The organism is Klebsiella sp. LY (genome assembly GCF_004010915.1).
GTDB lineage: Bacteria > Pseudomonadota > Gammaproteobacteria > Enterobacterales > Enterobacteriaceae > Klebsiella > Klebsiella quasipneumoniae.
In genome coordinates this window covers 4,944,284-4,970,220 of sequence record NZ_CP022444.1, presented here as the reverse complement: position 1 = coordinate 4,970,220, position 25,937 = coordinate 4,944,284, and the positions used below count along the sequence as shown (strand labels likewise).

General features: G+C 59.3%; 26 protein-coding genes. 18 read left to right on the top strand and 8 right to left on the bottom strand.

Annotation, left to right across the window (positions count from 1 at the left end; genetic code table 11):
- Positions 1–30: 30 nt before the first annotated feature.
- The 3 genes from ydgH (at position 31) to folM (ending at position 3,300) form a co-directional block, all read left to right on the top strand.
- Positions 31–981, top strand: coding sequence for a DUF1471 family protein YdgH (ydgH, locus tag CE636_RS27400; protein ID WP_004887044.1), 951 nt, complete (start codon positions 31–33; stop codon positions 979–981).
- 177 nt (positions 982–1,158) lie between these two features.
- Positions 1,159–2,541 (top strand): amino acid permease, encoded by a 1,383-nt coding sequence (locus tag CE636_RS27390; RefSeq protein WP_017898699.1) that lies wholly within the window; start codon positions 1,159–1,161, stop codon positions 2,539–2,541.
- 36 nt (positions 2,542–2,577) lie between these two features.
- Complete coding sequence (gene folM / locus CE636_RS27385; protein WP_004887050.1) at positions 2,578–3,300, top strand: dihydromonapterin reductase; 723 nt, start codon at positions 2,578–2,580, stop codon at positions 3,298–3,300.
- Here folM and CE636_RS27380 read toward each other — a convergent pair.
- Positions 3,297–3,632 (bottom strand): GlpM family protein, encoded by a 336-nt coding sequence (locus CE636_RS27380; RefSeq protein WP_004887053.1) that lies wholly within the window; start codon positions 3,630–3,632, stop codon positions 3,297–3,299. The two genes, folM and CE636_RS27380, sit on opposite strands and share 4 nt — an antisense overlap.
- Before the next feature lie 128 nt (positions 3,633–3,760).
- Between CE636_RS27380 and rstA the strand changes: the two genes are divergently transcribed.
- The 4 genes from rstA (at position 3,761) to tus (ending at position 7,645) form a co-directional block, all read left to right on the top strand.
- Positions 3,761–4,477 carry a two-component system response regulator RstA gene (rstA, locus tag CE636_RS27375; RefSeq protein WP_017898700.1) on the top strand — a complete coding sequence of 239 codons (717 nt, stop codon included), beginning with the start codon at positions 3,761–3,763 and terminating at the stop codon, positions 4,475–4,477.
- 232 nt (positions 4,478–4,709) lie between these two features.
- On the top strand, positions 4,710–5,072 hold the full coding sequence (locus CE636_RS27370) for a hypothetical protein (RefSeq protein ID WP_004887058.1): 363 nt from the start codon (positions 4,710–4,712) through the stop codon (positions 5,070–5,072).
- 263 nt (positions 5,073–5,335) lie between these two features.
- Positions 5,336–6,637, top strand: a complete 1,302-nt coding sequence (rstB, locus tag CE636_RS27365) for a two-component system sensor histidine kinase RstB (protein WP_017898701.1) — start codon at positions 5,336–5,338, stop codon at positions 6,635–6,637.
- A gap of 75 nt (positions 6,638–6,712) precedes the next feature.
- Positions 6,713–7,645 (top strand): DNA replication terminus site-binding protein, encoded by a 933-nt coding sequence (gene tus / locus CE636_RS27360; protein ID WP_017898702.1) that lies wholly within the window; start codon positions 6,713–6,715, stop codon positions 7,643–7,645.
- Here tus and fumC read toward each other — a convergent pair.
- Together fumC and fumA are read right to left on the bottom strand one after the other, a co-directional pair.
- A complete protein-coding gene (gene fumC, locus CE636_RS27355; protein WP_004887066.1) occupies positions 7,635–9,035 on the bottom strand; it encodes a class II fumarate hydratase in 1,401 nt (466 codons plus the stop codon). The genes tus and fumC overlap by 11 nt on opposite strands.
- A 142-nt stretch (positions 9,036–9,177) precedes the next feature.
- Entirely contained in the window at positions 9,178–10,824 is a 1,647-nt protein-coding gene (fumA, locus tag CE636_RS27350; RefSeq protein WP_017898703.1) for a class I fumarate hydratase FumA, read from the bottom strand.
- A 200-nt stretch (positions 10,825–11,024) separates the two neighbouring features.
- Between fumA and manA the strand changes: the two genes are divergently transcribed.
- Positions 11,025–12,203: a mannose-6-phosphate isomerase gene (gene manA, locus CE636_RS27345; RefSeq protein ID WP_004204108.1), complete on the top strand. Its 1,179-nt coding sequence runs from the start codon at positions 11,025–11,027 to the stop codon at positions 12,201–12,203.
- An 86-nt stretch (positions 12,204–12,289) separates the two neighbouring features.
- Entirely contained in the window at positions 12,290–13,849 is a 1,560-nt protein-coding gene (locus CE636_RS27340) for a YdgA family protein (protein ID WP_017898704.1), read from the top strand.
- Between the two features lie 39 nt (positions 13,850–13,888).
- Here CE636_RS27340 and CE636_RS27335 read toward each other — a convergent pair whose 3' ends face one another.
- Positions 13,889–14,917 (bottom strand): Mal regulon transcriptional regulator MalI, encoded by a 1,029-nt coding sequence (locus tag CE636_RS27335; protein ID WP_017898705.1) that lies wholly within the window; start codon positions 14,915–14,917, stop codon positions 13,889–13,891.
- Between the two features lie 173 nt (positions 14,918–15,090).
- Here CE636_RS27335 and malX point away from each other — a divergent pair, with 173 nt between their 5' ends.
- Positions 15,091–16,683, top strand: a complete 1,593-nt coding sequence (gene malX, locus CE636_RS27330) for a maltose/glucose-specific PTS transporter subunit IIBC (RefSeq protein WP_017898706.1) — start codon at positions 15,091–15,093, stop codon at positions 16,681–16,683.
- A 52-nt stretch (positions 16,684–16,735) separates the two neighbouring features.
- Positions 16,736–17,908: a MalY/PatB family protein gene (locus tag CE636_RS27325; RefSeq protein WP_017898707.1), complete on the top strand. Its 1,173-nt coding sequence runs from the start codon at positions 16,736–16,738 to the stop codon at positions 17,906–17,908.
- A 13-nt stretch (positions 17,909–17,921) separates the two neighbouring features.
- Here the strand turns inward: CE636_RS27325 and CE636_RS27320 are convergent, their stop codons facing one another.
- Positions 17,922–18,950 carry a CorA family divalent cation transporter gene (locus tag CE636_RS27320; RefSeq protein WP_017898708.1) on the bottom strand — a complete coding sequence of 343 codons (1,029 nt, stop codon included), beginning with the start codon at positions 18,948–18,950 and terminating at the stop codon, positions 17,922–17,924.
- Positions 18,951–19,258: 308 nt separating this feature from the next.
- Here CE636_RS27320 and ydfZ point away from each other — a divergent pair, with 308 nt between their 5' ends.
- Positions 19,259–19,462, top strand: coding sequence for a putative selenium delivery protein YdfZ (gene ydfZ / locus CE636_RS27315; protein WP_017898709.1), 204 nt, complete (start codon positions 19,259–19,261; stop codon positions 19,460–19,462).
- Between the two features lie 70 nt (positions 19,463–19,532).
- Here ydfZ and CE636_RS27310 read toward each other — a convergent pair whose 3' ends face one another.
- Positions 19,533–20,012, bottom strand: a complete 480-nt coding sequence (locus CE636_RS27310) for a hypothetical protein (RefSeq protein ID WP_075201775.1) — start codon at positions 20,010–20,012, stop codon at positions 19,533–19,535.
- A 239-nt stretch (positions 20,013–20,251) separates the two neighbouring features.
- Here CE636_RS27310 and CE636_RS27305 point away from each other — a divergent pair, with 239 nt between their 5' ends.
- From CE636_RS27305 to CE636_RS27290, 4 genes are all read left to right on the top strand, one after another.
- Positions 20,252–20,605, top strand: coding sequence for a DUF1304 domain-containing protein (locus CE636_RS27305; RefSeq protein WP_017898710.1), 354 nt, complete (start codon positions 20,252–20,254; stop codon positions 20,603–20,605).
- 103 nt (positions 20,606–20,708) lie between these two features.
- A complete protein-coding gene (yedE, locus tag CE636_RS27300; protein WP_004204094.1) occupies positions 20,709–21,920 on the top strand; it encodes a selenium metabolism membrane protein YedE/FdhT in 1,212 nt (403 codons plus the stop codon).
- Entirely contained in the window at positions 21,917–22,150 is a 234-nt protein-coding gene (yedF, locus tag CE636_RS27295) for a sulfurtransferase-like selenium metabolism protein YedF (RefSeq protein ID WP_004204092.1), read from the top strand. The genes yedE and yedF overlap by 4 nt, the downstream gene beginning before the upstream one ends.
- Before the next feature lie 245 nt (positions 22,151–22,395).
- On the top strand, positions 22,396–22,788 hold the full coding sequence (locus tag CE636_RS27290) for a DUF1398 domain-containing protein (protein WP_017898711.1): 393 nt from the start codon (positions 22,396–22,398) through the stop codon (positions 22,786–22,788).
- Positions 22,789–22,827: 39 nt separating this feature from the next.
- On the opposite strand, the gene CE636_RS27285 is transcribed toward CE636_RS27290, so the two are convergent.
- Positions 22,828–22,986, bottom strand: a complete 159-nt coding sequence (locus CE636_RS27285; protein WP_002903230.1) for a YqaE/Pmp3 family membrane protein — start codon at positions 22,984–22,986, stop codon at positions 22,828–22,830.
- 282 nt (positions 22,987–23,268) lie between these two features.
- Here CE636_RS27285 and gap point away from each other — a divergent pair, with 282 nt between their 5' ends.
- Entirely contained in the window at positions 23,269–24,267 is a 999-nt protein-coding gene (gene gap, locus CE636_RS27280) for a type I glyceraldehyde-3-phosphate dehydrogenase (protein WP_016160929.1), read from the top strand.
- 48 nt (positions 24,268–24,315) lie between these two features.
- Here gap and aldA read toward each other — a convergent pair whose 3' ends face one another.
- Complete coding sequence (aldA, locus tag CE636_RS27275; RefSeq protein WP_004204088.1) at positions 24,316–25,755, bottom strand: aldehyde dehydrogenase; 1,440 nt, start codon at positions 25,753–25,755, stop codon at positions 24,316–24,318.
- Here aldA and CE636_RS29090 point away from each other — a divergent pair.
- Positions 25,754–25,891 carry a hypothetical protein gene (locus CE636_RS29090; protein WP_032425978.1) on the top strand — a complete coding sequence of 46 codons (138 nt, stop codon included), beginning with the start codon at positions 25,754–25,756 and terminating at the stop codon, positions 25,889–25,891. The two genes, aldA and CE636_RS29090, sit on opposite strands and share 2 nt — an antisense overlap.
- Positions 25,892–25,937 lie beyond the last annotated feature (46 nt).

Below are 25,937 nucleotides of genomic sequence, written 5' to 3'. Positions count from 1 at the left end.
ATGGTTTGCGCAAGGCAAAGGATTATTTTTATGAAGCTTAAAAACACCCTCCTGGCGTCTGCTCTCCTGACAACCGCCACGTTGTCTGCCCACGCAGCGACCGAGTTGACCCCGGAGCAGGCGGCTGCGCTGAAGCCCTACGATCGCGTTGTCGTCACCGGCCGGTTTAATGCCATTGGCGACGCGGTGCAAGCGGTATCGCGCAAAGCTGACAAAGACGGCGCGGCCTCATTCTATGTTGTCGACACGTCGGATTACGGCAATGGCGGCAACTGGCGCGTCACGGCTGACCTCTATAAAGACGACGCGCCGAAAGCGGATGCGCCGAAAAATCGCATCATCAATGGCGTGATGGAGCTGCCGAAAGATCAGGCCGTTGAGCTGATGCCTTACGACACCGTCACCGTCCAGGGCTTCTATCGCAGTCAGCCGGAAGTGAACGACGCCATCACCAAAGCGGCGAAAGCGAAAGGCGCCTATGCGTTCTTCATCGTCCGCCAGGTGGACGCCAACCAGGGCGGCAACCAGCGCATTACCGCCTATATCTATAAAAAAGATGCGGAGAAACGCGTTCTGCAGAGCCCGGACGCTATCCCGGCTGATTCTGAAGCCGGCCGCGCGGCGTTGGCCAAAGGCGGCGAAGCGGCGAAAAACGTCGAAATCCCGGGCGTCGCCACCACCGCGGCGGTTGGCTCCGGCACCGGCGTAGGTCGTTTTTTCGAGACCCAGTCGTCGAAAGGCGGACGTTACACTGTCACGCTGCCGGACGGCACCAAAGTTGAAGAAGTGAACAAAGTGACCGCGGCGCAAATGGTGCCGTTCGATAACATCAAGTTCACCGGCAACTATGGCAACATGACGGAAATCTCTTATCAGACGGCGAAACGCGCGGCGAAGAAAGGGGCGAAGTACTACCACATTACCCGCCAGTGGCAGGAACGCGGCGGCAACATCACCATCAGCGCCGATTTGTACAAATAATCGCTGCTGACTGGCTAAAAAGGCGGCGCATCGCCGCCTTTTCATTTTTTTTCATCCCCCGCCATTGCATGGCCCCCGGACACTCCGTAAAATCCCGCGCCTTAGCGCAATCCTCCATTTTTATGCGATTTCGCAAAATAAATATTCTGGAACAGCCATTTTCACCTCGGGAATGCAATGGAAAAGAAACTGGGCCTGAGCGCCCTGACCGCCCTGGTCCTTAGCTCAATGCTCGGCGCTGGCGTATTCAGTTTGCCGCAAAATATGGCGGCCGTGGCCAGCCCTTCCGCTCTGCTCATCGGCTGGGCGATCACCGGCGTCGGGATCCTGTTCCTCGCCTTCGCGATGCTGCTGTTGACCCGTATTCGCCCCGACCTCGACGGCGGGATCTTCACCTACGCCCGTGAAGGGTTCGGCGAGCTGATCGGCTTCTGTTCCGCGTGGGGCTACTGGCTGTGCGCGGTGATCGCTAATGTCTCCTATCTGGTGATCGTCTTTTCGGCGCTCAGTTTCTTCACCGATACCCCTGAGCTGCGCCTGTTTGGCGATGGCAACACCTGGCAGTCGATCGTCGGCGCTTCAGTTCTGCTGTGGGTAGTCCACTTTCTGGTCCTGCGTGGGGTGCAGACGGCGGCGGGGATTAACCTGGTCGCGACCCTCGCCAAGCTGTTGCCGCTGGGGGTGTTTGTCGCCCTCGCCGCCCTGGCCTTTCAGCTGGATACGTTCCGCCTCGATTTCAGCGGCCTGGCGCTGGGCGTACCGGTGTGGGAGCAGGTTAAAAACACGATGCTGATCACTCTGTGGGTGTTCATCGGCGTCGAAGGCGCGGTGGTGGTCTCCGCACGCGCGCGTCACAAGCGCGACGTTGGGCGCGCGACGCTGCTGGCGGTGCTTTCGGCCCTCGCGGTGTATCTGCTGGTCACCCTGCTGTCGCTGGGCGTGGTGCCGCGTAGCGAACTGGCCGAAATGCGCAACCCGTCGATGGCGGGACTGATGGTCAGACTGATGGGCTCGTGGGGTGAAATTGTGATTGCCGCCGGGCTTATCGTGTCGGTGTGCGGCGCCTATCTCAGCTGGACCATCATGGCCGCCGAAGTGCCTTACCTCGCGGCCACCCACAAAGCCTTCCCGCGCCTGTTCGCCCGTCAGAACCGCAACAACGCCCCCTCCGCCTCGCTGTGGCTGACCAATATCAGCGTTCAGGCGTCGCTGGTTTTGATCTGGCTGACCGGTTCGGACTACGGCACCCTGCTGACTATTGCGTCAGAGATGATCCTCGTGCCCTATCTGCTGGTCGGCGCCTTTTTGCTGAAAATCGCCACCCGTCCGCTGCATCAAGCGGTGGGTATCGGCGCCTGCATTTATGGCTTATGGTTATTATACGCGTCGGGACCTGTGCATTTGCTGTTGTCGGTGGTACTTTACGCTCCGGGTCTTCTGGTCTTTTTGTACGCGCGGCGTACGCACCAGCACGATCGTTCGCTCAAACGCCGCGAATTGGCGCTAATTGGTTTATTGCTGGTTGCCGCTGTGCCGGCAACGTGGATGCTGGTGGGGTAAGCGGTCGCCCTGCCGCCTAAATCAAAGGAGATACCCATGGCTGAACTACAGCCCCGCCCGGTTCTGATCACAGGAGGAGGCCGCCGCATCGGCCTCGCGCTGGCGCACCATTTTCTGCAGCAACACCAGCCGGTCATCGTCAGCTATCGCACGCCCTATCCGGCGATCGATGACCTGCGCCAGGCAGGCGCTCTCTGTCTGCAGGCCGACTTCAGCAGCGATGACGGCATTCTGACCTTTGCCGAAGCGGTTAAATCGCATACCAGCGGCCTGCGGGCCATCATCCACAACGCCAGCGACTGGATGGCGGAGAAGCCGGGAGTACCGCTCAGCACGGTGATCAACCGCATGATGCAGATCCACGTCCATGCCCCCTATCTGCTCAACCACGCGCTGGAAGAACTCCTGCGCGGTCACGGCCATGCCGCCAGCGACATTATCCATATCACCGATTACGTGGTGGAGCGCGGGAGCGATAAACATATCGCCTACGCCGCCAGCAAGGCCGCGCTGGACAACATGACCCGCTCCTTCGCCCGCAAGCTGGCGCCGGAGATCAAAGTCAACGCTATAGCCCCGTCGCTGATCATGTTCAATGAAGGTGACGACGAGGCCTATCGTCAGCAGGCGCTGGATAAATCGCTGATGAAAATCGCCCCGGGCGAGAAAGAGATCAGCGACCTTATCGACTATCTGTTTACCAGCCGCTACGTGACCGGCCGGTCATACGCCGTCGACGGCGGTCGCCCTCTGCGTTAGTGGAAGCGGCTCCAGCCAACAATCAACAGCCAGGCGCACAGCCCCCAGCACCCCACTGCGCCTGCCAGCGCTAACGGCAGGCGCATGATGCCGGTGAAGTACCACAGCGACAGCAGATAGATAAAATAGGGAACGATCGACCACATGCCGAACACGATAGTGGCGCGCAGGGCTTCAATACCACGCTCGCTGGCAACAATATAGTGGGCGATGAGCGCAAAGGTGGGAAACAGCGGAATAAGCCCGGCGATGGCGTAGTTTTTGGTTTTCGCCAGCACGCCAATCAGCACCACCACCAGCGCGCCCAGCAGCCCTTTGATTAACAGCCCCATGTCCATATGCCTTAACAATGAATCAACAAGTTAGCGCAGCATAGCGGAATTAGCGCTGTTTATAAAACAGGAATGGCGGGTAAAATAGCCGCGGTGTATGTTACTTCTTTTACTGATGTGCAATAGACATGAATAAAATCGTTTTTGTTGAGGATGATCCTGAGGTAGGAGCGCTGATCGCCGCCTATCTCGGCAAGCATGATATGGAGGTGGTGGTCGAGCCTCGCGGCGACCGCGCAGAGGAAGTGATCGCGCGGGAGAAACCGGACCTCGTGCTGCTGGACATTATGCTGCCCGGCAAGGACGGAATGACCCTCTGTCGCGATCTGCGTGGGCAATGGCAAGGGCCGATTGTTCTGCTGACCTCGCTCGACAGCGATATGAACCATATCCTCTCCCTGGAGATGGGTGCCAGCGATTATATCCTGAAGACCACACCGCCGGCGGTGCTGCTGGCGCGACTGCGTCTGCATTTGCGCCAGCATATCGCCCCGGCGGGTACAGGCGCGCCTTCGACGCTGACCCCGCACAAGACCATCTCCTTTGGCTCACTGACCATTGACCCGGTCAACCGCCAGGTGCTGCTCGGCGGAGAAAGCGTCGCCCTGTCCACCGCCGATTTCGACCTGCTGTGGGAACTGGCCACCCACGCCGGGCAGATTATGGACCGCGACGCCTTGCTGAAAAATTTACGCGGCGTCACCTACGACGGGATGGATCGCAGCGTTGACGTCGCTATCTCGCGCCTGCGCAAAAAACTGCTCGATAACGCCACCGAACCCTACCGGATTAAGACGGTACGCAACAAAGGCTACCTCTTCGCCCCCCACGCCTGGGATAACTGAGCGGTCCGTCTGCGGCCCTGAAAGGGGCCCGTTTCACCGCCTGTTCCCCGGCGGCAAGCGCATCACATTTTTCCGCCGCCTTCGCGCTGGCTGACCGCCGCCCATTTGTCATATTGAGTAAATCAATATGTTTCGCCGTACAGAAGCCCATCACATAACCCCTCAATATGATTGTGCTCAAGGACTTAGCGTTATCAGAGTGGCATAAAGCCTGAAAACACAGGACTTTTGCATGATGAAATACGTTGTACTTTTGGCACTTACTCTCTTCACGTCACTCTCTGGCTGGGCTTTTTCTCTCGACAACGCCGATATCCGGCTCCTCTGTCCACAGCGCGGGCAGATTAAGGTGCTTCTTCACCGCTATCAACATACCCAGCAATCCTGGGGAGATCACCATTTCGAAACCGGCGGCGGATACGTGCGCCAGGGGCCGCTGCTGGTGATCCCGTTTGCTAATCTTGATCAGATGATTTACCACCAGACCACCGGCGAATTTGCTTACTGGTATGCCGAAGCAGAACAGCTGGTGCGCTGTCGGCTGCTGAGCCTGGCCACCCTCTATCCGGTGGATATACCCTACTATCGCGAGTAGCGCCCAGCGGCGCGCAGAATACGCTGGCCACAATCCTGGCCTCATGCAGACGTAAGCCCGCAATGAGTGACACTGTCACATTTTTAACGACGTAGCTCCCCCCGGCTGGCTATTGTCAGGGGGCATAAACCCTGCTTTGATAGCGTATCGGTTATGCCCGCGCGGGCTTCGGCTCGCCCCGGTAAATCCGTGACGTTTTCGCCCTGCCCTGCAGATGGTCCGGGGCGCCGGCAGGTTTCTCTTTTTGAATATGCGGTAATGTAATGAAAAAGCTGTTCGTGCAGTTCTATCTTCTGCTCTTCGTCTGCTTTCTGGTGATGACCATGCTGGTGGGCCTGGTCTATAAATTTACCGCTGAACGCGCCGGAAGGCAGTCGCTTGACGATCTGATGAAAAGCTCACTGTATCTGATGCGCAGCGAGCTGCGGGAAATTCCGCCTCGCGACTGGAGCAAGACGCTTAAAGAGCTGGACCTTAATCTGTCGTTCGACCTGCACATCGAGCCGATGAGCAAATTTAAATTGTCGGAAAGCTCGATGCAGCACCTGCGCGCTGGGGATATTGTTGCGCTCGACGACCAGTACACCTTTATCCAGCGCATCCCCCGCAGCCACTATGTGTTATCCGTGGGCCCGGTACCCTATCTCTATTTTCTGCATGAAATGCGCCTGCTGGACGTGGCGCTGATGGCGTTTATCGCTATCTCGCTGGCCTTCCCGGTGTTTATCTGGATGCGTCCGCACTGGCAGGACATGCTGCGCATTGAGACCGCCGCCCAGCGCTTTGGCGAAGGCCACCTCAGCGAGCGTATTCATTTTGACAGCATGTCCAGCTTTGAGCGGCTCGGGGTGGCCTTTAACCAGATGGCCGACAACATTAACGCCCTCATTGCCAGCAAAAAGCAGCTGATTGACGGCATCGCCCATGAGCTCAGGACGCCGCTGGTGCGACTGCGCTACCGTCTGGAGATGAGCGAAAACCTCACCGAGGCGGAATCGCAGGCGCTAAACCGTGATATCGGCCAGCTGGAAGCGCTCATTGAAGAGCTCCTGACCTACGCCCGTCTCGATCGCCCGCAGACGGAGCTCAGCCTGACCACCCCCGATTTTCCCGCCTGGATCAGCGACCACGTCGAGGATATCCAGATGGTCAACCCGCAGCGCGAGGTCGGCCTGGCGACGCTGACCCGCGGCAACTATGGCGCGCTGGATATGCGGCTGATGGAGCGGGTGCTGGATAATCTGGTGAATAACGCCCTGCGCTACAGCAGTCAGCGGGTGGCGGTCAGCCTGACCCTGCAGGGTTCCCGCGCGTCGTTGCAGGTCGATGATGACGGCCCGGGCATTGCCCCCGAGGAGCGCGAGCGGGTGTTCGAGCCTTTTGTTCGTCTTGACCCCAGCCGCGATCGGGCGACCGGAGGCTGCGGCCTCGGCCTGGCCATCGTCCACAGTATCGCCCAGGCGATGGGAGGCGAGGTTCGCTGCGAGGCCAGTCCTCTCGGCGGCGCCCGTTTCTGCTTTAGCTGGCCGGTCTATCATCAGTTGCCCGATTTTACCTCTGCCTGAATAAAACTTGCACAGCGGCCGCGGGCTGGGTATGCTGTAAAAATCGAATAGTATGTTGTAACTAAGGTGAATGCGATGGCCAGCTACGACCTCGTTGAACGTCTGAATGATACCTTTCGCCAGATCGAGCTGGAGCTGCAGGCGCTGCGCCAGGCGTTAACGACCTGTCGACTGCTGGCGGGCCGGGTGTTTGAGCTGCCGGCAATCAGTAAAGATGCCGAGCATGACCCGCTGGCGAACATTACTGTCGTCCAGCACACCGGGGAGGCGGCGCTGGATCTCGCCCTGCGACACTATGGCCATCTGTTTATCCAGCAGCAATCGGAAACCCGCAGCAGCAAAGCCGCCGTCCGCCTGCCGGGTGCTATCTGCCTGCAGGTCACCGCCGCGGAACAGCAGGCGCTGCTGGCGCGCATTCAGCAGATCAACACCCTTAAGGCCACCTTCGAGAAAATCGTCACCGTCGACTCTGGCCTGCCCCCCACCGCCCGCTTTGAGTGGGTGCATCGCCATTTGCCTGGATTAATTACCCTCAGCGCCTATCGCACGCTAACGCCCCTTCTCGACCCGAGCACTATCCGCTTCGGTTGGGCCAATAAGCACGTGATCAAAAACCTGACCCGCGACCAGGTGTTGATGATGCTGGAGAAAAGCCTGCAATCGCCGCGGGCGGTGCCGCCCTGGACCCGCGAGCAGTGGCAGAGCAAACTGGAGAGGGAGTATCAGGATATCGCCGCCCTGCCGCAGCGGGCACGGCTGAAAATTAAACGGCCGGTGAAAGTACAGCCGATTGCCCGCGTCTGGTATGCCAGCGAGCAGAAACAGGTGCAGTACGCCTGCCCCAGCCCGCTGATCGCCCTGATATCCGGCAGCCAGGGGGTCAGCGTGCCGGATATTGGCGAATTGCTCAACTACGATGCCGACAACGTGCAATACCGCTACAAACCGGAGGCGCAGTCGCTGAGATTACTGATCCCTCGCCTGCACCTCTGGCTGGCTAGCGAGTAGCCAGGCTGCCGACCATCAGCTCCGGGCGCACCCAGCTGTCGAATTCGGCTTCCGTCAGGTAGCCCAGCGCCAGCGCCGAGGCCTTCAGGGTCAGCCCCTCATGGTGCGCTTTTTTGGCGATCTCCGCCGCTTTATCATAGCCGATATGGGTATTCAGCGCGGTCACCAGCATCAGCGACTCGTTGAGCAGCTGGTTGATCCGCTCGCGATTCGGCTCAATCCCCACCGCACAGTGCTCGTTAAAGCTCGCCATGCCGTCCGCCAGCAGACGCACCGACTGCAGGAAGTTGTGAATGACCATCGGCCGATAGACGTTGAGCTCGAAGTTACCCGAGGCGCCGCCGATATTCACTGCCACATCGTTACCCATCACCTGGCAGCAGACCATGGTCAGGGCTTCGCACTGCGTCGGGTTGACCTTGCCGGGCATAATCGATGACCCGGGCTCGTTTTCCGGGATGGCGATTTCCCCAATCCCGCAGCGCGGCCCGGAGGCCAGCCAGCGGACATCGTTAGCGATTTTCATCAGCGAGGCCGCCAGACCTTTCAGCGCGCCGTGGGCATGGACCAGGGCATCGACGGTGGCCAGCGCTTCGAATTTGTTCGGCGCGGTGACAAACGGCTGTCCGCTGAGCGAGGCCAGTTCGGCCGCCACCCGCACGGCATATTCCGGATGAGTATTCAGCCCGGTACCCACCGCCGTCCCGCCCAGCGCCAGCTCGGCGAGATGCGGCTGGCTGGCGTCAAGATGCTTCAGGTTATGGTCCAGCATCGCCACCCAACCGGAGATTTCCTGGCCTAAGGTGAGCGGCGTGGCGTCCTGCAGATGGGTGCGACCGATCTTAACGATATCCCTGAAGGCCACCGCTTTTTCGTTGAGCGTGGCCCGCAGCGCCTGCAGCGGCGGGAGCAATTTTTCCCGCAGGGCAATCAGCGCCGCGACGTGCATGGCGGTGGGGAACACATCATTCGAGCTTTGGCTTTTATTGACATCGTCATTGGGGTGGATTTTTCGCGCCATCCCCCGCTCACCGCCGAGCAGTTCACTGGCGCGGTTGGCCAGCACCTCGTTCATATTCATATTGCTCTGGGTGCCGGAACCGGTCTGCCAGATAGCCAGCGGGAACTCCTGGGGGTGTTTTCCGGCCAGCACTTCGTCAGCGGCGGCGACGATCGCCCCGGCTTTCTCCGGCGTCAGCAGGCCAAGATCCTGATTGACCTTCGCCGCCGCCCGCTTGGTCAGCGCGAGGGCGTATATCAGTTCTCCGGGCATTTTTTCGGTCGAGATGCGAAAATGCTCCAGAGAACGCTGGGTCTGGGCGCCCCAGAGTTTATCGGCCGGGACGTCGATGGCGCCCATCGAGTCTTTTTCACTGCGATGCGTTGTCATTACTTTCTCCTTGGATGAAAAGTGCGTCATAGCGACAAAGCTCACCTGCTTAAAAGAGTAAGTATTGGCCAGATTGAAAAGTTGTTTTGGTGGTTCGTGCCGCGAAGCGGCATAAAAAAACCGCCCCGAAGGGCGGCCAGGTTTACTTCACGCAGCGGGCGCACTGCGACGTCTGGATCTGCTGGAAGAAGTCGTTGCCTTTATCATCGACGAGAATAAACGCCGGGAAGTCTTCCACGTCGATTTTCCAGATAGCCTCCATCCCCAGTTCCGGATACGCCACGCACTCAAGGCTGCGGATGCTCTGCTGAGCCAGTACCGCCGCCGGGCCGCCGATGCTGCCGAGGTAGAAGCCGCCGTGCTTGTGGCAGGCGTCGGTGACCTGCTGGCTGCGGTTGCCTTTCGCCAGCATGATCTTGCTCGCGCCGTGCGACTGCAGCAGATCGACGTAAGAGTCCATGCGCCCTGCGGTAGTCGGGCCGAGGGAGCCGGAGGCGTAACCGTCCGGCGTCTTGGCCGGGCCGGCGTAGTAGATCGGGTGATCTTTGACGTACTGCGGCAGGGCTTCGCCATTATCAATAAGCTCTTTCAGCTTGGCGTGGGCGATATCGCGGGCCACGATAATAGTGCCGCTCAGCGACAGACGCGTGGACACCGGGTACTGCGACAGCAGCGCCAGGATCTCGCTCATCGGCTGGTTAAGATTCACTTTCACCGCTTCGCCTTCCCCAGCCTGGCGCAGATGCTCAGGGATATATTTCCCCGGATTGCTCTCCAGCTTCTCAATCCAGATGCCGTCGCGGTTGATTTTGGCTTTGATGTTGCGGTCGGCGGAACAGGAGACGCCCATCCCTAACGGGCAGGAAGCGCCGTGACGCGGCAGACGGATCACGCGGATATCGTGGGCGAAATATTTGCCGCCGAACTGCGCGCCGAGGCCGAGGTTCTGCGCTTCCAGCAGCAGTTCTTGCTCCAGTTGCACGTCGCGGAAAGCCTGCCCATGTTCGTTACCTTCGGTCGGCAGGCCATCGTAGTATTTGGTGGAGGCCAGCTTGACGGTTTTCAGCGTCGCTTCCGCCGAAGTCCCGCCGATGACAAAGGCGATATGGTACGGCGGACAAGCGGCGGTCCCCAGGGTGCGCATCTTCTCGACCAGATAGTTTTTCAGCTTCGCCGGGGTGATCAGCGCTTTGGTTTCCTGGTACAGATAGGTTTTGTTAGCCGAGCCGCCGCCCTTGGCGATGCAGAGGAATTTATACTCATCGCCATCGGTAGCATAGAGGTCAATCTGCGCCGGCAGGTTGGTGCCGGTGTTAACCTCTTTATACATATCCAGCGGGGCGTTCTGCGAATAGCGCAGGTTGTCCTGGATATAGGTGTTGTACACCCCCTGCGCCAGGGCGGCCTCATCGCCTCCGCCGGTCCAGACGCGCTGACCTTTTTTACCCATGATGATCGCGGTGCCGGTGTCCTGACAGGTGGGCAGAATGCCTTTGGCGGCGATATCGGAGTTGCGCAGGAACTGCAGGGCGACGTATTTGTCGTTTTCGCTGGCTTCCGGGTCGTTCAGGATATCCGCCACCTGCTGCTGATGCGCCGGGCGAAGCATAAAGGAGGCGTCGTGGAAGGCATGTTGCGCCAGAAGGGTCAGCGCCTGAGGGTCAACTTTTAGCACTTCCTGGCCGGCAAATTCGGCGACGGAGACGTAATCACTGCTGAGGAGATAATACTCGGTGTCATCCTTTTTGAGGGGAAAAGGATCCTGGTAAACAAACGGTTTATTCGACATTGTACTCTCACTTACTGCTTTGGCTGATTATATTTCAGGCAGGGACTCCATGTGCCTGTAGAAAAGCGAGTCGATCAATCTTACACAATTTTTTAACAAAAACTGAGACAGGGACGACTTTTTCTTTCAGCAGTTGCTTCTCCAGCGTTTGCTGGTTTAATAGGGCGATAATTTTACTTTGATTGATACAGGGAATGAGAATGCAAAAGCTGATCAACGCCGTACAGAACTATGCCTGGGGAAGCCATACCGCCTTAACTGAACTGTATGGCATCGCCAACCCGGACAACCAGCCGATGGCAGAGCTGTGGATGGGGGCGCATCCGAAGAGCAGCTCGCAGGTCCTGACGGCCGATGGCCAGCCGCGTTCGCTGCGCGAGGTGATTGACGCGGATAAAGCCGCCCTGCTCGGCGAAAAAGTGGCGCAACGCTTCGGTGAGCTGCCGTTCCTGTTTAAAGTGCTGTGCGCCGCGCAGCCTCTCTCCATTCAGGTCCATCCTAACAAGCAGGCCTCCGAAGAGGGTTTCGCCCGCGAGAACGCCGCCGGCATCCCCCTCTCCGCCGCCGAACGTAACTACAAAGATCCGAACCACAAGCCGGAGCTGGTCTTCGCCCTGACCCCGTTCCTGGCGATGAACGCGTTTCGCGAGTTCAGCGAAATTGTCAGCCTGCTGCAGCCGGTGGCCAACGCACACCCGGCGATCGGCGCCTTCCTGCAGCAGCCGGACGCGACTCGCCTGAGCCAGCTGTTTGCCAGCCTGCTGAATATGCAGGGCGAGGAAAAAGCCCAGGCGCTGCAGGCGCTGCGCGAGGTGCTGGACCGTGAGCAGGGCGAACCGTGGCAAACCATCCGCCTGATCGCGGAATTCTATCCCGACGACAGCGGCCTCTTCTCCCCACTGCTGCTGAACGTGGTGAAGTTGAATCCTGGCGAAGCGATGTTCCTGTTTGCCGAAACGCCGCACGCTTATCTGCAAGGGGTAGCGCTGGAGGTGATGGCCAACTCGGATAACGTGCTCCGCGCCGGCCTGACGCCGAAGTACATTGATATCCCTGAGCTGGTGGCCAACGTTAAGTTCGAGGCTAAACCGGCGGGTGAGCTGCTGACCCAGCCGCAGCGCCACGGCGCGGAACTGGACTTCCCGATCCCGGTGGAAGATTTTGCCTTCTCGCTGCACGATCTCTCCACCGAGGCCAGCGATCTGGCCCAGGCGAGCGCGGCGATCGTTTTCTGCGTCGACGGCGAAGCCGTGCTGCGCAAAGGCGACCAGAGCCTGACCCTCAAGCCGGGCGAATCGGCCTTTGTGGCCGCCAATGAATCGCCGGTGCAGGTCAGCGGCCATGGCCGCGTGGCGCGCGTGTTCAATAAGCTCCAGTAAACGACTGACCTTTCAGGTCTCGCTTACTGATTATGACAACTCAGCCAGGCGGTCTCTCCGCCTGGCTTCATTTATGGACAAATGCTATGAAAAAATCGCTGGTCGCAGCAGGAATCATCGTGGCGCTGGGCGTGGTATGGACAGGCGGCGCCTGGTACACCGGTAAACAGCTGGAAGGCCGAATTGCCGATATGGTGCAGCAGGCTAACGCACAGCTACGCAGCAGCGCGCCGGAGTCAGGTCTGGAGCTGAGCTATCAGGACTACCAGCGCGGGCTGTTCAGCAGCCATCTGCAGCTGGTGGTGAAGCCCATCGCCGGTCAGGCTAACGGCTGGCTGGCCGCCGGACAGAGCGTGGTGCTTGACGAGGTGGTCGATCACGGCCCCTTCCCGCTGGCCTCGTTAAAAACCTTTAATCTGGCTCCGGCGATGGCTTCGGTCCACACCACGCTGGTGAAAAACGACGCCAGCCAGGCATTGTTCGAGATAGCCAAAGGCACTACCCCCTTCACCGTTGATACGCGCATCGCCTACAGCGGCGACAGCCAGTCGGCGATCGTTCTCAATGCCCTCGACTACGCCAAAGGGGATGAGAAAGTCACCTTCAGCGGCGGCCAGTTCCAGCTCGACGCCGACCGCGACGGCAAAAACATCAGCCTGAAGGGCCAGGCCGGCAGCGGTCAGATCGATGCCCTCAACGAATATAACCAGAAGGTGCAACTGCGCTTCGTCAACCTGACCACCGACGGCGCCACCGAGCTGGCCAGCTTCAACGAGCGTATCGGCCAGCAAAAAATGACCCTCGATAAGCTGGCCATCAGCGTCGAAGGCAAAGAGCTGGCGCTGGTTGACGGCATGGCGCTGGACGGCGGCTCGACGTTGACCAAGGACGGCAAAGGCGTGAACAGCCAGGTGAACTACACCGTCAACAGCCTTAAGCTGCAGGGTCAGGATATGGGCAGCGGCAAACTGACGCTGAAAGTGGATAACGTCGACGGTCAGGCGTGGCACCAGTTCAGCCAGCAGTACAGCGCGCAGTCTCAGGCGCTGCTGGCGAAGCCAGAGCTGGCGCAGAACCCGGAGCTGTACCAGCAGGTGCTTACCGAAACCCTGTTCAATGCGCTGCCGATCCTGCTTAAGGGCAATCCGTCGGTGACCATCTCCCCGCTGAGCTGGCGCAATGCCAAAGGCGAAAGCACCCTCAACCTCTCGGTTCTGCTGAAAGATCCGGCCCAGGTGACCGCTCCGCCGCAGACGCTGGCGGACAGCCTGGATCGCGTGGTGCAGTCCCTTGACGGCAAAATGGTGATCCCGGTGGATATGGCGACGGAGTTTATGACTAAGATCGCCGGTCTGGAAGGCTACCAGCCAGCCGACGCCGCCAAACTCGCCGATCAGCAGGTCAAAGGCCTGGCGGCGATGGGCCAGATGTTCCGCATCACCACCATGGAAGATAACGCCATCAGCAGCAGCCTGCAGTACGCGAACGGCCAGGTGACGCTGAACGGCCAGAAAATGCCGCTGGAGGATTTTGCCGCGATGTTTGGTCTGGAAGCGCCTTCGCTACCGGACGGCGCGCCGCAGGACGGCCAGCCGCAGCAGGATGACGCCGCGCCTCAGCAGGACGACGCCGCCCCGCAGCCGTAACGTATCGGCTCAGGAGACGGCCACCGCGCGCCGTCTCCGTCATTTTCTCGTCACCAGCCGCGGGGGCATGATCTGGTTTCGCGTCTCGCCCGCGCCCTCCTCCAGCCGCCGCAGCATCGACTCCGCCAGCGTTTTGCCCATCTCGCGCGCCGGGGTAGTGACCCAGGTAAGCGGCAGGTCGTCAAGTGCGGCCTCGGGCACATCGGCGAACGCCGCCAGCGCCACCCGCTGCTCGAAGTAGCTGTCGACGCCATCTTCCCCGCTCTGCCTTCCAGCCCGCAGCAGACCGAACCACGCGCCGGTCGCCACCACGTTGTTGTAGCACACCACCGCGGTGATGGTCGGATTTTGCCCCAGCAGCGCGCTCATCGCCTCCGCCGCCTGCTTCTGGCTCGACTCGCACTCCAGCACCCATTCGCTGTGAAACGGCAGACCGTATTTCAGCAAGGTGGCGCAATAGCCGCCGACCCGCTCGGCGCGGGTCAGCGACGAGCTCTGGCCGCCAAGCCAGGCGATCCGCTGATGGCCGCGGCGGATCAGATGCTCGGTCACCAGCTGCGCCGCCTGCATGTTGTCCGGGCGGATCAGGTCGACATCGTCGAGATAGCTGGCGCGGGAAGCGAACACCAGCGGCACCCCCGCCTCCGCCGCCCGCTCGCGCAGCTCGCTGCCGCGGTCGATGGCCCCGGCGATGATCACCCCGTCCACCCCCTGCGCCGCCAGCGTATCAAACCGTTGAGCCATCTTCTCGCCGCTGCGTCCCCCCTGGGTGAGAAACACCATTTTCCCCTGCCTCTCCAGGGCATCGGTGAGGCCGGCGGTTAACTCGGCATAGAACGGTTTAGAGAGATCGCTGACGATAAGGCCAATCACCCCGCTCTGTCCGCCGCGCAGCGAGGCGGCCTGACGGTTGCGCACAAATCCCAGCTGCTCGATGGCCTGATTAACCCGCTCGCCGGTGGCGCTGGAGATGCGCCCTTTGCCGCTCAGCACCAGCGAAACGGTGCTCACGGAGACGCCGGCGGCCAGTGCCACATCATTGATGGTGATCTTTTTTGCGATTGCCATAACCTGCTGGCTGACTCCCTTGCCTGTCGATAAAACGTTTTATCATTGTGCGATCTTTATAAACCTTATTATCGCTTGAATATGTGATTTTTATCGCACTAAAAAGTGGTAAAACGTTTTATCTTGCCGTGGCGTTAGTTCTTCCCGACCACTTGAGAATCAGGAACCGTGCTATGACGGCGAAAACCGCACCAAAAATCACCTTGTGGGAATTTTTCCAGCAGCTGGGAAAAACCTTTATGCTGCCCGTGGCGTTGCTCTCGTTTTGCGGGATCATGCTGGGGATCGGCAGCTCGTTAAGCAGTCAGGATGTTTTGACCCTGCTGCCGTGGCTGGATATGCCGCTGCTGCAGGCCATCTTTATCTGGATGAGCAAAGTCGGCTCCTTTGCCTTCAGCTTCCTGCCGGTGATGTTTTGTATCGCCATCCCGTTGGGGCTGGCACGGGAGAACAAAGGCGTCGCCGCCTTCGCCGGTTTTGTCGGCTACGCGGTCATGAACCTGGCGGTCAACTTCTGGCTGACGGCGAAAGGCATTCTGCCCACCACCGACGCCGCGATCCTTAAGGCCAACAATATCCAGAACATCATCGGTATTCCATCGATCGATACCGGGATCCTCGGGGCGGTTATCGCCGGGATTATCGTCTGGCTGCTGCATGAGCGCTTTCACAACATTCGCCTGCCGGACGCCCTGGCCTTCTTCGGCGGCACCCGCTTCGTGCCGATCGTCACCACCGTGGTGCTGGGTCTGGTCGGGCTGGCGATCCCGCTGGTGTGGCCGGTCTTCGCCATGGGGATCAACGCCCTCGGGAAGATGATCAATAGCGCCGGCGATTTTGGGCCGATGATCTTCGGCACCGGCGAGCGACTGCTGCTGCCGTTTGGCCTGCACCACATCCTGGTGGCGCTGATCCGCTTCACGGAAGCCGGCGGCACCCTTGACGTCTGCGGCCACAGCGTTAGCGGCGCGCTGACCATCTTCCAGGCGCAGCTGAGCTGCCCGACCACCCACGGCTTCGCCGAAAGCGCCACCCGCTTCCTGTCGCAGGGTAAGATGCCGGCCTTCCTCGGCGGTCTGCCGGGCGCCGCGCTGGCGATGTACCACTGCGCCCGTCCGGAAAATCGGCATAAAATTAAAGGCCTGCTGATCTCCGGGGTGATCGCCTGCGTGGTGGGCGGCACCACCGAGCCGCTGGAGTTCCTGTTCCTGTTCGTGGCGCCGGTCCTGTATGTCATCCACGCCCTGCTGACCGGTCTCGGCTTTACCATCATGGCGGTGCTTGGCGTCACCATCGGCAACACCGACGGCAATATTATCGACTTCGTGGTGTTTGGCATCCTGCATGGTCTGGCGACCAAGTGGTATCTGGTGCCGGTGGTGGCGGCAATCTGGTTTGCGGCCTACTATGCCATCTTCCGCTTCGCCATCACCCGCTTCAATCTGAAAACGCCGGGCCGCGATATCGACACCGCCGCCAGCGTGGAGAAAGCGGTCGCTGGCACCATTGGTAAATCCGGGTATAACGTGCCGGCGATTCTGGCGGCCCTCGGCGGCGCCGACAACATTGTCTCGCTGGATAACTGCATTACCCGTCTGCGTCTGTCGGTACACGATATGAGCAAAGTGGACGCTGCCGCGCTGAAAGCCCACCGCGCCATCGGGGTGGTTCAGCTCAACCAGCATAATCTGCAGGTGGTGATTGGCCCGCAGGTGCAGTCGGTAAAAGATGAAATGGCCACGCTGATGAATACCGTTCAGGCCTGATCTCACCAGTCCCCTTCCGGCACGGAAGGGGACCCTTGCTAAGGAAGTTCCGATGTTTGATTTTTCCATACCCATCGACCGCCACGGCACCTGGTGCACGCAGTGGGACTATGTCGCCGACCGCTTTGGCGTCCCTGACCTGCTGCCGTTCACCATCTCCGATATGGATTTCGCCACCGCGCCCTGCATCCTCGACGCCGTCAGCCGGCGGCTGGCCCACGGCGTGTTCGGCTACAGCCGCTGGCAGAACGAGGCGTTTCTCGGGGCGATTGCCCACTGGTACGCCAGCCGCTTTCACAGCGTCATCGATCCGCAAACGGTGGTTTACGGACCGTCGGTTATTTATATGGTGGCGGAAACCATCCGCCAGTGGTCGCAAGAAGGCGACGGCGTCGTCGTCCATACTCCCGCCTACGATGCGTTCTTTAACACTATCACCGCTAACCGCCGACAGATCGCCCCGGTGCCACTGACCCTGACGAACAATCACTGGCACTGCGATATGGCGAGCCTGGAAGCGGCGCTGGCGGAGCCGAAGAATACCCTGCTGCTGCTCTGCAGCCCGCACAACCCAACGGGCAAAGTCTGGCGCCGCGAGGAGCTCCAGACCATGGCGGCGCTGTGCCAAAAGCATGGCGTCAGGGTGATTAGCGACGAAATTCATATGGACATGACCTGGGGCGACCACCGTCATATCCCGTGGAGCGAGGTGGCTCAGGGGCCGTGGGCGCTGTTCACCTCCGGATCAAAGAGCTTCAATATTCCGGCCTTTACAGGGGCCTATGGCTTTATCCCTGAGGCAAACTGCCGCGACAGCTATCTGCAGGCGCTGAAAGCGCGCGATGGACTCTCGTCGCCCTCGGTGCCGGCGCTGCTGGCTCATATCGCCGCCTACCGCGACGGGGCGCCCTGGCTCGACGCCCTGCGCGACTACCTGCAGGAGAACCTGCGCTATGTGGCTGATACGCTCAATCGCGCCTTCCCTGCGCTGCGCTGGCAGCCGCCAGAGGCCACCTACCTGGCGTGGATCGACCTGCGCCCCCTCAACATTGACGACCGCGCACTGCAGCAGGCGCTGATCGCCGGGCAGAAGGTGGCGATTATGCCGGGATATACCTATGGTCCTGAAGGCAATGGCTTTCTGCGCCTCAACGTCGGCTGTCCACGCGAGAAGCTGGAGCGCGGTGTCACAGGGCTGATAGCCGCCCTGCGCAGCCTCAGTTGACGCGCGGCACTGACTACAGATCGTCACGCCGGCGGAACGCCAGGTAGCCGGCGCCGAGGGTAAAGATGCCGACAATCACCACCAGCAGGATAAACCCGTGGTGATTGCTCGCCAGCGGGATCCCGCCGACGTTCATGCCGAAGAAACCGGCCACAATATTAATCGGTAGCGCGAGGACCGTGATCACCGTCAGGGTGTAGAGGGTGCGGTTGCTCTGCTCCAGCTGGCGGGCGCCGATCTCCTCCTGCAGCAGGCTGATGCGCTCGATCAGGCCGGACAGGTCATTCAGCACCACGCTAAACTCTTCGGTGAACTGACGAAATGACTGCACCACCGCGCGATCCATCCACGCTGGCGGCCGGTTAAGCAGCCGGAACATTGCCGCCGGTTCCGGCGCCAGCAGCCGTTGAAAACGCAGCAGCATCCGCCGCAGCCGCGCCAGATCGGCCCGATTACGCTGCACGTGATTGCTCAGGAGTCGCTCTTCAATCAGGTCGACGTGGCGGCTGGCCTGGCGCACCACCTGCTCCAGCACCTCCTCCTGCTCCTCCAGCAAAAAGGCCAGCAGTTCAGCGGAGGTATGCACCTTAAGCGTATGCAGACGCGGCAGCATCCATTCGATAAACCGCAATGGTTTGAAACGCGCTGTCACCACCAGCTTCGGGCTACAGTAGAGCCACAGCGTGGCGGTTTCCGCGCTGGTGTCTTGCGGACGAAACAGCACGTCGTTAAGCACGGCGAACAGATTTTCCCCTTGCCGTTCAATACGGGTGGTATGCGAGCCGCTGCGGATCTCCTCAAAGAAAAAGTCCGCCACGGGAAAGTGACTGATTAGCCATTTTTCGGCGGTGGCGTGATTGAGATTAAGATGCAGCCAGATAAAGGCCTTATCGTCAGCCAGCGCCTGATAGCTGGCACATACCTCACCAGAGGCAATAGGCTGTGGGGGGTGATCTTCGTGAAACAGATAGCCATACACCAGGCCGGACACTTCCATATCAAAATCGGGCTTTAACATCTTCGCGGTGACGTCTTGACTCATGGCTCCCTCAGGACAGGCACTGGCACCGTTGATGCCCAGATAGCGCCATATTTCGCTATTTTTCGCGGACTGGCAAGGTTAATAATCCTGCCGCAAAACCGTCATCTGACGGACATATTTCGGGCAGCATGCCTGAGTCATACCCGGCGTGCTGACCAAGCGCATCGCGCGACGATCTGGCCTTCTCGCTGTGCTTTTATCGTCACTATTAAAATAATTTTGATATTCCTCAAAACTTTTTTAGGCGGGAAGCGGTATTAATTTGGCCGCTTAATCATTGCTTACCCTGGTTTATTGAGGAGGAGACCATGAAAACCTATGACCGTAATCGTAACGCTATTGCTACCGGCAGTATGGTCATGATCGCTGGTAACGGTACGACGGGCGTGATTAAAGCGATCCATGGCGAGGGGAAAACCGCCGAGCAGCTGCGTCGGGCGGACTGCGTGGAAATCGACGGCTGCGAGGAACGCTTCTGCCCGTTAGATCTGATCCGTCTCGGTTTCCATTAATCCCTGCCGTCAAGGCACCATGAGCAGGCCACCCAGCGTGGCCTCTTCTTTTTCAGGCTGATCCAGGCGCTTAGCGAAAGCTCCACTGAATACTCATCACGAAGATCGCCGGTATAATAATCCCGCCCTCGACGCCGAAGTAATCGGTAAAGTTGTATTGCAGACCATGATAAATATAGGGCGAAAAACCGACGCCGGTGATTTTTTTGGCGGTGCGGTAGGTGCCTGAGTCGCCGCAGTGGCTGAAAGCGTCAAAGAAAAATTCTCCGGTATAGGCATACACCCCTTTCAGCAGCCAGCCGGTGTCGTTTTTCAGCCAGTCGCGGCGCACGCCGAGGGTCAGACAGCGATCGTCGAAGCTGTTTTTCATGGTGCCGACCAGCGCGCTGTATTTTGAATCCGCTGAAAACTTGCGCTCCACCGAGAAAAAGTTGTTGTTGAAATGCTCGTTATATTGTCCGTGGTTACCGGTCATGTGATAAACATAGGAGCCGGTATTCATCGAATAAAGATTGAATTCCCCGGCCTGCGCCGACGGCATGGCAACCAGCAATAGCCCGGATAACAAAATCCATAATTTATTTAACATTCAGTAACCTACGCCACACCTGTAAAAAAAGAACCCGGCATACTATCACCGCGAAGCTAAACCAAAGGGCAATCAGATACACCGACGCTTTTCGCGGCAGGCAAACATGATGCTATAAGCACTATAGCAGTCGCCCTCTCGCCTGGTGAGCGCCAGCGGCTATACTGCTGACACATTCATCTTATTGATTAAGGACTGCTGTGTTAGCCACTCTCCTCGTTGCGCTGGTCGCTATTATTCATCTCGCCATCCTGGTGCTGGAGATGTTTTTCTGGGAAGCGCCCGCCGGGCGCCGGGCCTTTAACCTCAGCGCCGATTTCGCCCGGGAAAGCCGGGTGCTGGCGGCCAACCAGGGGTTGTATAACGGTTTCCTGGCCGCCGGCCTGGCATGGGGGCTGTGGCTGGGGGCATCGGGCGTGCAGGTGGTGATCTTTTTCCTCGCCTGCGTGCTGGCCGCCGGGATATTCGGCGCGCTGACCGCCAGCCGCAAAATTCTCTATATTCAGGCGCTGCCCGCGCTGCTGGCGCTGCTTGCGGTGCTGGCGCAGGCGTAGGGTCTTGATCCAAAACAGAGAAAGCAGGCGCTAAGGCGGATACTATGTGCCCCCTTCGGTCGGTCATCGACCGTTAATACCTTCTGAGTTCAGAGGCATTTTTATGACATGGCAATCCTTCAAACAGGCCTGGCTTATCCGGTTCTGGTCTCCCGTCCCGGCGGTCATCGCCGCGGGCATTCTCTCAACCTACTATTTTGGCATCACCGGCACCTTCTGGGCGGTGACCGGCGAATTTACCCGCTGGGGTGGCCAGCTGCTGCAGCTGCTGGGGGTCCACAGCGAACAGTGGGGCTATTATCAGCTGATCCATCTCGACGGGACGCCGCTGACCCGCATCGACGGCAGGATGATCATCGGCATGTTCGGCGGCTGCCTGGCCGCGGCATTGTGGGCCAATAACGTCAAACTGCGCTTGCCACGCAGCCGGATCCGCATAGTGCAGGCCGTGGCCGGGGGCATCATCGCCGGGTTCGGCGCGCGGCTTGCGATGGGCTGCAACCTGGCGGCGTTTTTCACCGGCATTCCGCAGTTCTCCCTGCACGCCTGGCTGTTTGCCATCGCCACCGCCATCGGCTCCTGGTTTGGCGCTCGCTTCACCCTGCTGCCTCTATTTCGCATCCCGGTAAAAATGCAAAAGGTATCCGCCGCTTCGCCGTTAACCCAAAAACCGCTGCAGGCACGCCGCCGTTTCCGCCTGGGCATGGTGGTCTTTTTCGCCATGATCGGCTGGGGCCTGCTCACCGCCGCAGACCACCCTGCGCTCGGCCTGGCGATGCTGTTCGGCATCGGCTTCGGTCTGCTTATCGAGCGGGCGCAGATCTGCTTTACCTCCGCCTTTCGCGATATGTGGATCACCGGCCGGACGGTGATGGCGAAGGCGATAATCTTCGGCATGGCGGCGAGCGCCATCGGCATCTTCAGCTATGTGCAACTGGGGATGGCACCGAAAATCATGTGGGCCGGTCCCAACGCGGCGATCGGCGGGCTACTGTTCGGCTTTGGCATCGTGCTGGCCGGCGGCTGTGAGACCGGCTGGATGTACCGGGCGGTGGAAGGCCAGGTTCACTACTGGTGGGTGGGGCTGGGCAACGTCATCGGCTCCACGCTGCTCGCCTGGTGCTGGGACGATATCGCCGCCCCGCTCGCCACCCACTGGCAAAAGGTCAACCTGCTGAACGCTTTTGGTCCCTTCGGCGGACTGCTGGCGACCTATCTGCTGCTGCTGATCGCCCTGCTGCTGGTGATCGCCTGGGAGAGACATTTTTTCCGCCGCCAGTCGGCAGCGGTCCGGACCGTGAAGGAGAGTGCATGAAAAACATCATCCCTGATTATCGCCTGGACATGGTCGGCGAGCCCTGCCCCTATCCGGCGGTCGCCACCCTGGAGGCGATGCCCTCCCTGCAAAAAGGCGAGATCCTCGAAGTGATAAGCGACTGTCCGCAGTCGATCAATAACATTCCGCTCGATGCCAGGAACCATGGCTATACGGTGCTGGATATTCAGCAGGATGGCCCGACCATTCGCTATCTGATCCAGAAGTAATCCCGTTTTCCCGCCGGCGACCTTCATCGCCGGCATGGATTTCCCCGTCTCGCCATGTCCTCACCATCAGATGGGCCGTGCAGGCAAACGATTGCAATAGATTGTAACACTTGAAACGGTGTTCCAGTTATCAAATAACCATTAATATAACGCGGCTATATTATTAAAATACGAATAAGTAACTTCGTGAATGGTTTCTGCCGCTACCGGCCAAAGCCGCACACAGCAATACAATAAGGATAGAAATGGAACTGCTGGCCAGGCTGGGTTATTTTTTTAAGCAAGTGCGTGCAGATGCCGATTTTGCCACCTTCGCCAATGAACTACGTCGGCACCAGGTCTCGTGTTACATCTACTTTGTCTCCACCGGCAATATGAATTTCGTGATGGCAAACGACAAGGTGATCACGATAAAAAGCGCCCGCAGCCTGCTGCGCGTGCGCAGCGCCCCCAACCAGCAGCTGACCTCGGCTGCGGTCATCCGCCATTTTGCCGGCGCCATCAACTTTGAACAATACTGTAAGGATCTCGCCAGCGCCGGGGTGTTTAAGTGGAGCGTCGACCTGGACGAGGAGACTCGCCACTACTGGTCGAAGGATAACAGGCTGCTGTATAAAGAGAGCCTGATTCCCCCCTGAGCGGGTCCCGGGGGGAAGTCTGGTTTGCGGGGCCAGCCCTTAATCGCGGGTCTGCACCCAAAAGGCGTGGATCAGGCCTGGAATATAGCCCAGCAGGGTCAAAATAATGTTGAGAATAAACGCCCAGCCGAAACCTTTCCCCAGCAGAACCCCCAGCGGCGGCAGAATGATAGTAAAAACGATTCTCCAGAATCCCATAAGTTCTCCCTTCATCTAATGTCAACATTTTACTAAGCTATTCAATAGTTAAGCATAGACGCTTTTCACCGCTTCGCCAGCAGGCTGCGCCCTCATCTCCGGTAACAAAAATTATTTCCTGCCGTCACGGATAAAAAAGTCCGCCAAAACATCCACTTTTTTGCCTCATGCTGTGGGCCTGACAGCGAACCGCACAGATTGTCAGTTGACCTGGCTGCCAGTCAGGACTAAGCCTGGAGAAGTTTTATCACATCGAGTCGTTTTACCAACCGGAGAATATCCATGAGTAAACTTGGGATTAATGGTTTTGGTCGTATCGGACGTCTGGTGTTACGCCGTTTATTAGAAGTCGACAGCAGCCTCGAGGTGGTGGCCATCAACGACCTCACCTCGCCAAAAGTGCTGGCCTACCTGTTAAAGCATGATTCAAACTACGGCCCCTTCCCGTGGAGCGTCGACTTCACGGAAGATGCGCTGATCGTCAACGGCAAGACCATCACCGTGTATGCCGAAAAAGAGGCGCAGCATATTCCGTGGCAGGCGGCGGGCGCGGAAGTGATTGTGGAGTGTACCGGGTTCTACACCTCGGCAGAGAAATCGCAGGCCCATCTTCAGGCCGGCGCACGCAAGGTACTGATTTCGGCCCCCGCCGGCGAGATGAAAACCATCGTCTATAACGTCAACGATGACACCCTGACGCCGGATGACACCATCATCTCCGTCGCCTCCTGCACCACCAACTGCCTGGCGCCAATGGCCAAAGTGCTGCAGGATGCCTTCGGCATCACCGTAGGCACCATGACCACCATCCACGCCTATACCGGCACCCAGTCGCTGGTGGACGGACCGCGCGGTAAAGATTTGCGCGCCTCCAGGGCGGCGGCGGAAAACGTCATCCCGCACACCACCGGCGCGGCCAAAGCTATCGGCCTGGTGATCCCCGCCCTGAGCGGCAAGCTGAAAGGCCATGCCCAGCGCGTACCGACCAAAACCGGCTCAGTGACAGAGCTGGTGTCGGTGCTGGAGAAAAAGGTGACTGCGGATGAGGTTAATCAAGCGATGAAGCAGGCGGCTGAGGGCAATGAATCCTTTGGCTATACCGAAGAAGAGATTGTCTCTTCCGATATCATCGGCAGCCATTTCGGTTCAATCTACGATGCCACCCAGCTGGAGATTGTGGAGGCCGGCGGCGTACAGCTGGTGAAAACCGTCGCCTGGTACGACAACGAATACGGTTTTGTCACCCAGCTGATCCGCGTGCTGGAGAAATTTGCCCGCTAAGTGAACGGCGGACAGCCTGCGCTGCCCGCCGATTCTGCATTGAGCGTCTCAGGCCTGCAGATAGACCACCTGGGTCTGCAGGTACTCATTCAGGCCATGGCGGCCATCTGCGCCGCCGATCCCTGATTTACGCCAGCCGGCGTGGAATCCCTGCATCGCCTCAAAGTTCTCGCGGTTGATATAGGTTTCGCCGAACTTCAGCCCCTTAATCGCCTTCATCGCCACGTTGAGATCGCGGGTGTAGATTGAGGAGGTGAGGCCATAATCGCTGTCATTGGCCATCGCCAGCGCTTCATCGAGAGTTGAAAACGCCACCACCGGCAGCACCGGACCGAAGGTTTCCTCATGGATAATATCCATCTCCTGACGCACATCCAGCAGCAGGGTCGGCGGATAAAAATAGCCTTTCCCCTCCAGCGGCTGACCGCCCAGCGCTACCCGCGCCCCCTGCGCCACCGCCTTCGCCACTTTGCGCGCCACCTGATCCCGCGCGGCAGCGTTGATCAGCGGCCCCATCGCGATGTCATCCCGCGCCGCCGGGTCGCCAAACTGCACGGCCTTCATCGCCTCGCCGAGGCGGTTGACGAAGCGGTCGTAAATCCCCTGCTGAACATAGACCCGCTCGACGCAGTTGCACACCTGCCCGGTGTTGATCACCCGCGAGTCCACCACCGCCTTCACCGCCAGCTCCACATCCGCATCGTCCATGACGATGGCCGGCGCTTTGCCGCCAAGCTCAAGGCACACTTTGGTGATATTTTTCGCCGCGGCGGCCATGATTTTCTCCCCCGCCGCCACGCTGCCGGTCATGCTGACCATCGCCACCTTCGGATTGCCGGCCAGCTCCTGGCCGACGGTTTCCCCACGGCCGAGCACCAGGTTAAAGACCCCTTTCGGCAGCCCAACCTGGTGGACGATCTCGGCGAAAGCAATAGCGTTATTGGGCGTGAATTCGCTGGGCTTAATGACGATGGTATTTCCGGTGATCAGCGCCGGCGCCAGCTTGCGGGCGATAAGAAAAAACGGGAAGTTCCACGGCAGGATCCCGGTGGTCACCCCCAGCGCGCGTTTGAAGACAAGGATATTTTCCCCGGGACGGTCGCTCTGCACGATCTCCCCTTCATAACGCCGCGCCCATTCGGCCATGTAGTCGAGATAGTCGGCGGTGAACGCCACCTCCACCGCCGCCAGCTGCTGGATCTTGCCGCCTTCAGCGACGATCAGCCCGGCGATGTCATCGGCACGCTGACGGATGCCGGCGGCAATTTTGCGCAGCCAGCCCGCGCGCTCAATGGCCGGCAGCGCCTCCCAGGCCGGCTGGGCGCGCTCCGCCGCGTCAATCGCCAGCCGCGCCTCTTCCGCGGTCCCGTCCGGGATCCGCGACAGCAGCGCTTCGGTCGCCGGGTTAAGCACGTCGATCCAGCCGTCGCCGTGACCGGAAACGAACTGGCCATCAATATACATCTGGTGTTGAACGGGTGCTGTCATGGCTGCTCCTGTGGTGCATTTGTATTTAACAAGTGATTTTTTTGTTAAATATCGGGCGGATAAGCCGTGGCTTCGCAGCACGTTGGCGCAGTTTTGTGAGCTGATTCATAAAACCGGGCCAAAAATACCCGGTTGAGGTTACATTTCAATAACACAAATTGCCCGTTTGCGATAAATCTGCC

Excerpts from the sequence above, each read along its gene's own strand:
- CE636_RS27290 (WP_017898711.1), top strand. The coding sequence starts at position 22,396 with ATGGAACTGCTGGCCAGGCTGGGTTATTTTTTTAAGCAAGTGCGTGCA.
- CE636_RS27380 (WP_004887053.1), bottom strand. The coding sequence starts at position 3,632 with ATGGGGCTGTTAATCAAAGGGCTGCTGGGCGCGCTGGTGGTGGTGCTG.
- CE636_RS27325 (WP_017898707.1), top strand. The coding sequence starts at position 16,736 with ATGTTTGATTTTTCCATACCCATCGACCGCCACGGCACCTGGTGCACG.
- manA (WP_004204108.1), top strand. The coding sequence starts at position 11,025 with ATGCAAAAGCTGATCAACGCCGTACAGAACTATGCCTGGGGAAGCCAT.
- yedF (WP_004204092.1), top strand. The coding sequence starts at position 21,917 with ATGAAAAACATCATCCCTGATTATCGCCTGGACATGGTCGGCGAGCCC.
- CE636_RS27285 (WP_002903230.1), bottom strand. The coding sequence starts at position 22,986 with ATGGGATTCTGGAGAATCGTTTTTACTATCATTCTGCCGCCGCTGGGG.
- gap (WP_016160929.1), top strand. The coding sequence starts at position 23,269 with ATGAGTAAACTTGGGATTAATGGTTTTGGTCGTATCGGACGTCTGGTG.
- CE636_RS29090 (WP_032425978.1), top strand. The coding sequence starts at position 25,754 with ATGGCTGCTCCTGTGGTGCATTTGTATTTAACAAGTGATTTTTTTGTT.
- ydfZ (WP_017898709.1), top strand. The coding sequence starts at position 19,259 with ATGAAAACCTATGACCGTAATCGTAACGCTATTGCTACCGGCAGTATG.
- CE636_RS27390 (WP_017898699.1), top strand. The coding sequence starts at position 1,159 with ATGGAAAAGAAACTGGGCCTGAGCGCCCTGACCGCCCTGGTCCTTAGC.
- aldA (WP_004204088.1), bottom strand. The coding sequence starts at position 25,755 with ATGACAGCACCCGTTCAACACCAGATGTATATTGATGGCCAGTTCGTT.
- fumA (WP_017898703.1), bottom strand. The coding sequence starts at position 10,824 with ATGTCGAATAAACCGTTTGTTTACCAGGATCCTTTTCCCCTCAAAAAG.
- malX (WP_017898706.1), top strand. The coding sequence starts at position 15,091 with ATGACGGCGAAAACCGCACCAAAAATCACCTTGTGGGAATTTTTCCAG.
- rstB (WP_017898701.1), top strand. The coding sequence starts at position 5,336 with ATGAAAAAGCTGTTCGTGCAGTTCTATCTTCTGCTCTTCGTCTGCTTT.
- CE636_RS27320 (WP_017898708.1), bottom strand. The coding sequence starts at position 18,950 with ATGAGTCAAGACGTCACCGCGAAGATGTTAAAGCCCGATTTTGATATG.
- CE636_RS27340 (WP_017898704.1), top strand. The coding sequence starts at position 12,290 with ATGAAAAAATCGCTGGTCGCAGCAGGAATCATCGTGGCGCTGGGCGTG.
- fumC (WP_004887066.1), bottom strand. The coding sequence starts at position 9,035 with ATGACAACGCATCGCAGTGAAAAAGACTCGATGGGCGCCATCGACGTC.
- CE636_RS27335 (WP_017898705.1), bottom strand. The coding sequence starts at position 14,917 with ATGGCAATCGCAAAAAAGATCACCATCAATGATGTGGCACTGGCCGCC.
- ydgH (WP_004887044.1), top strand. The coding sequence starts at position 31 with ATGAAGCTTAAAAACACCCTCCTGGCGTCTGCTCTCCTGACAACCGCC.
- tus (WP_017898702.1), top strand. The coding sequence starts at position 6,713 with ATGGCCAGCTACGACCTCGTTGAACGTCTGAATGATACCTTTCGCCAG.
- CE636_RS27370 (WP_004887058.1), top strand. The coding sequence starts at position 4,710 with ATGATGAAATACGTTGTACTTTTGGCACTTACTCTCTTCACGTCACTC.
- rstA (WP_017898700.1), top strand. The coding sequence starts at position 3,761 with ATGAATAAAATCGTTTTTGTTGAGGATGATCCTGAGGTAGGAGCGCTG.
- folM (WP_004887050.1), top strand. The coding sequence starts at position 2,578 with ATGGCTGAACTACAGCCCCGCCCGGTTCTGATCACAGGAGGAGGCCGC.
- yedE (WP_004204094.1), top strand. The coding sequence starts at position 20,709 with ATGACATGGCAATCCTTCAAACAGGCCTGGCTTATCCGGTTCTGGTCT.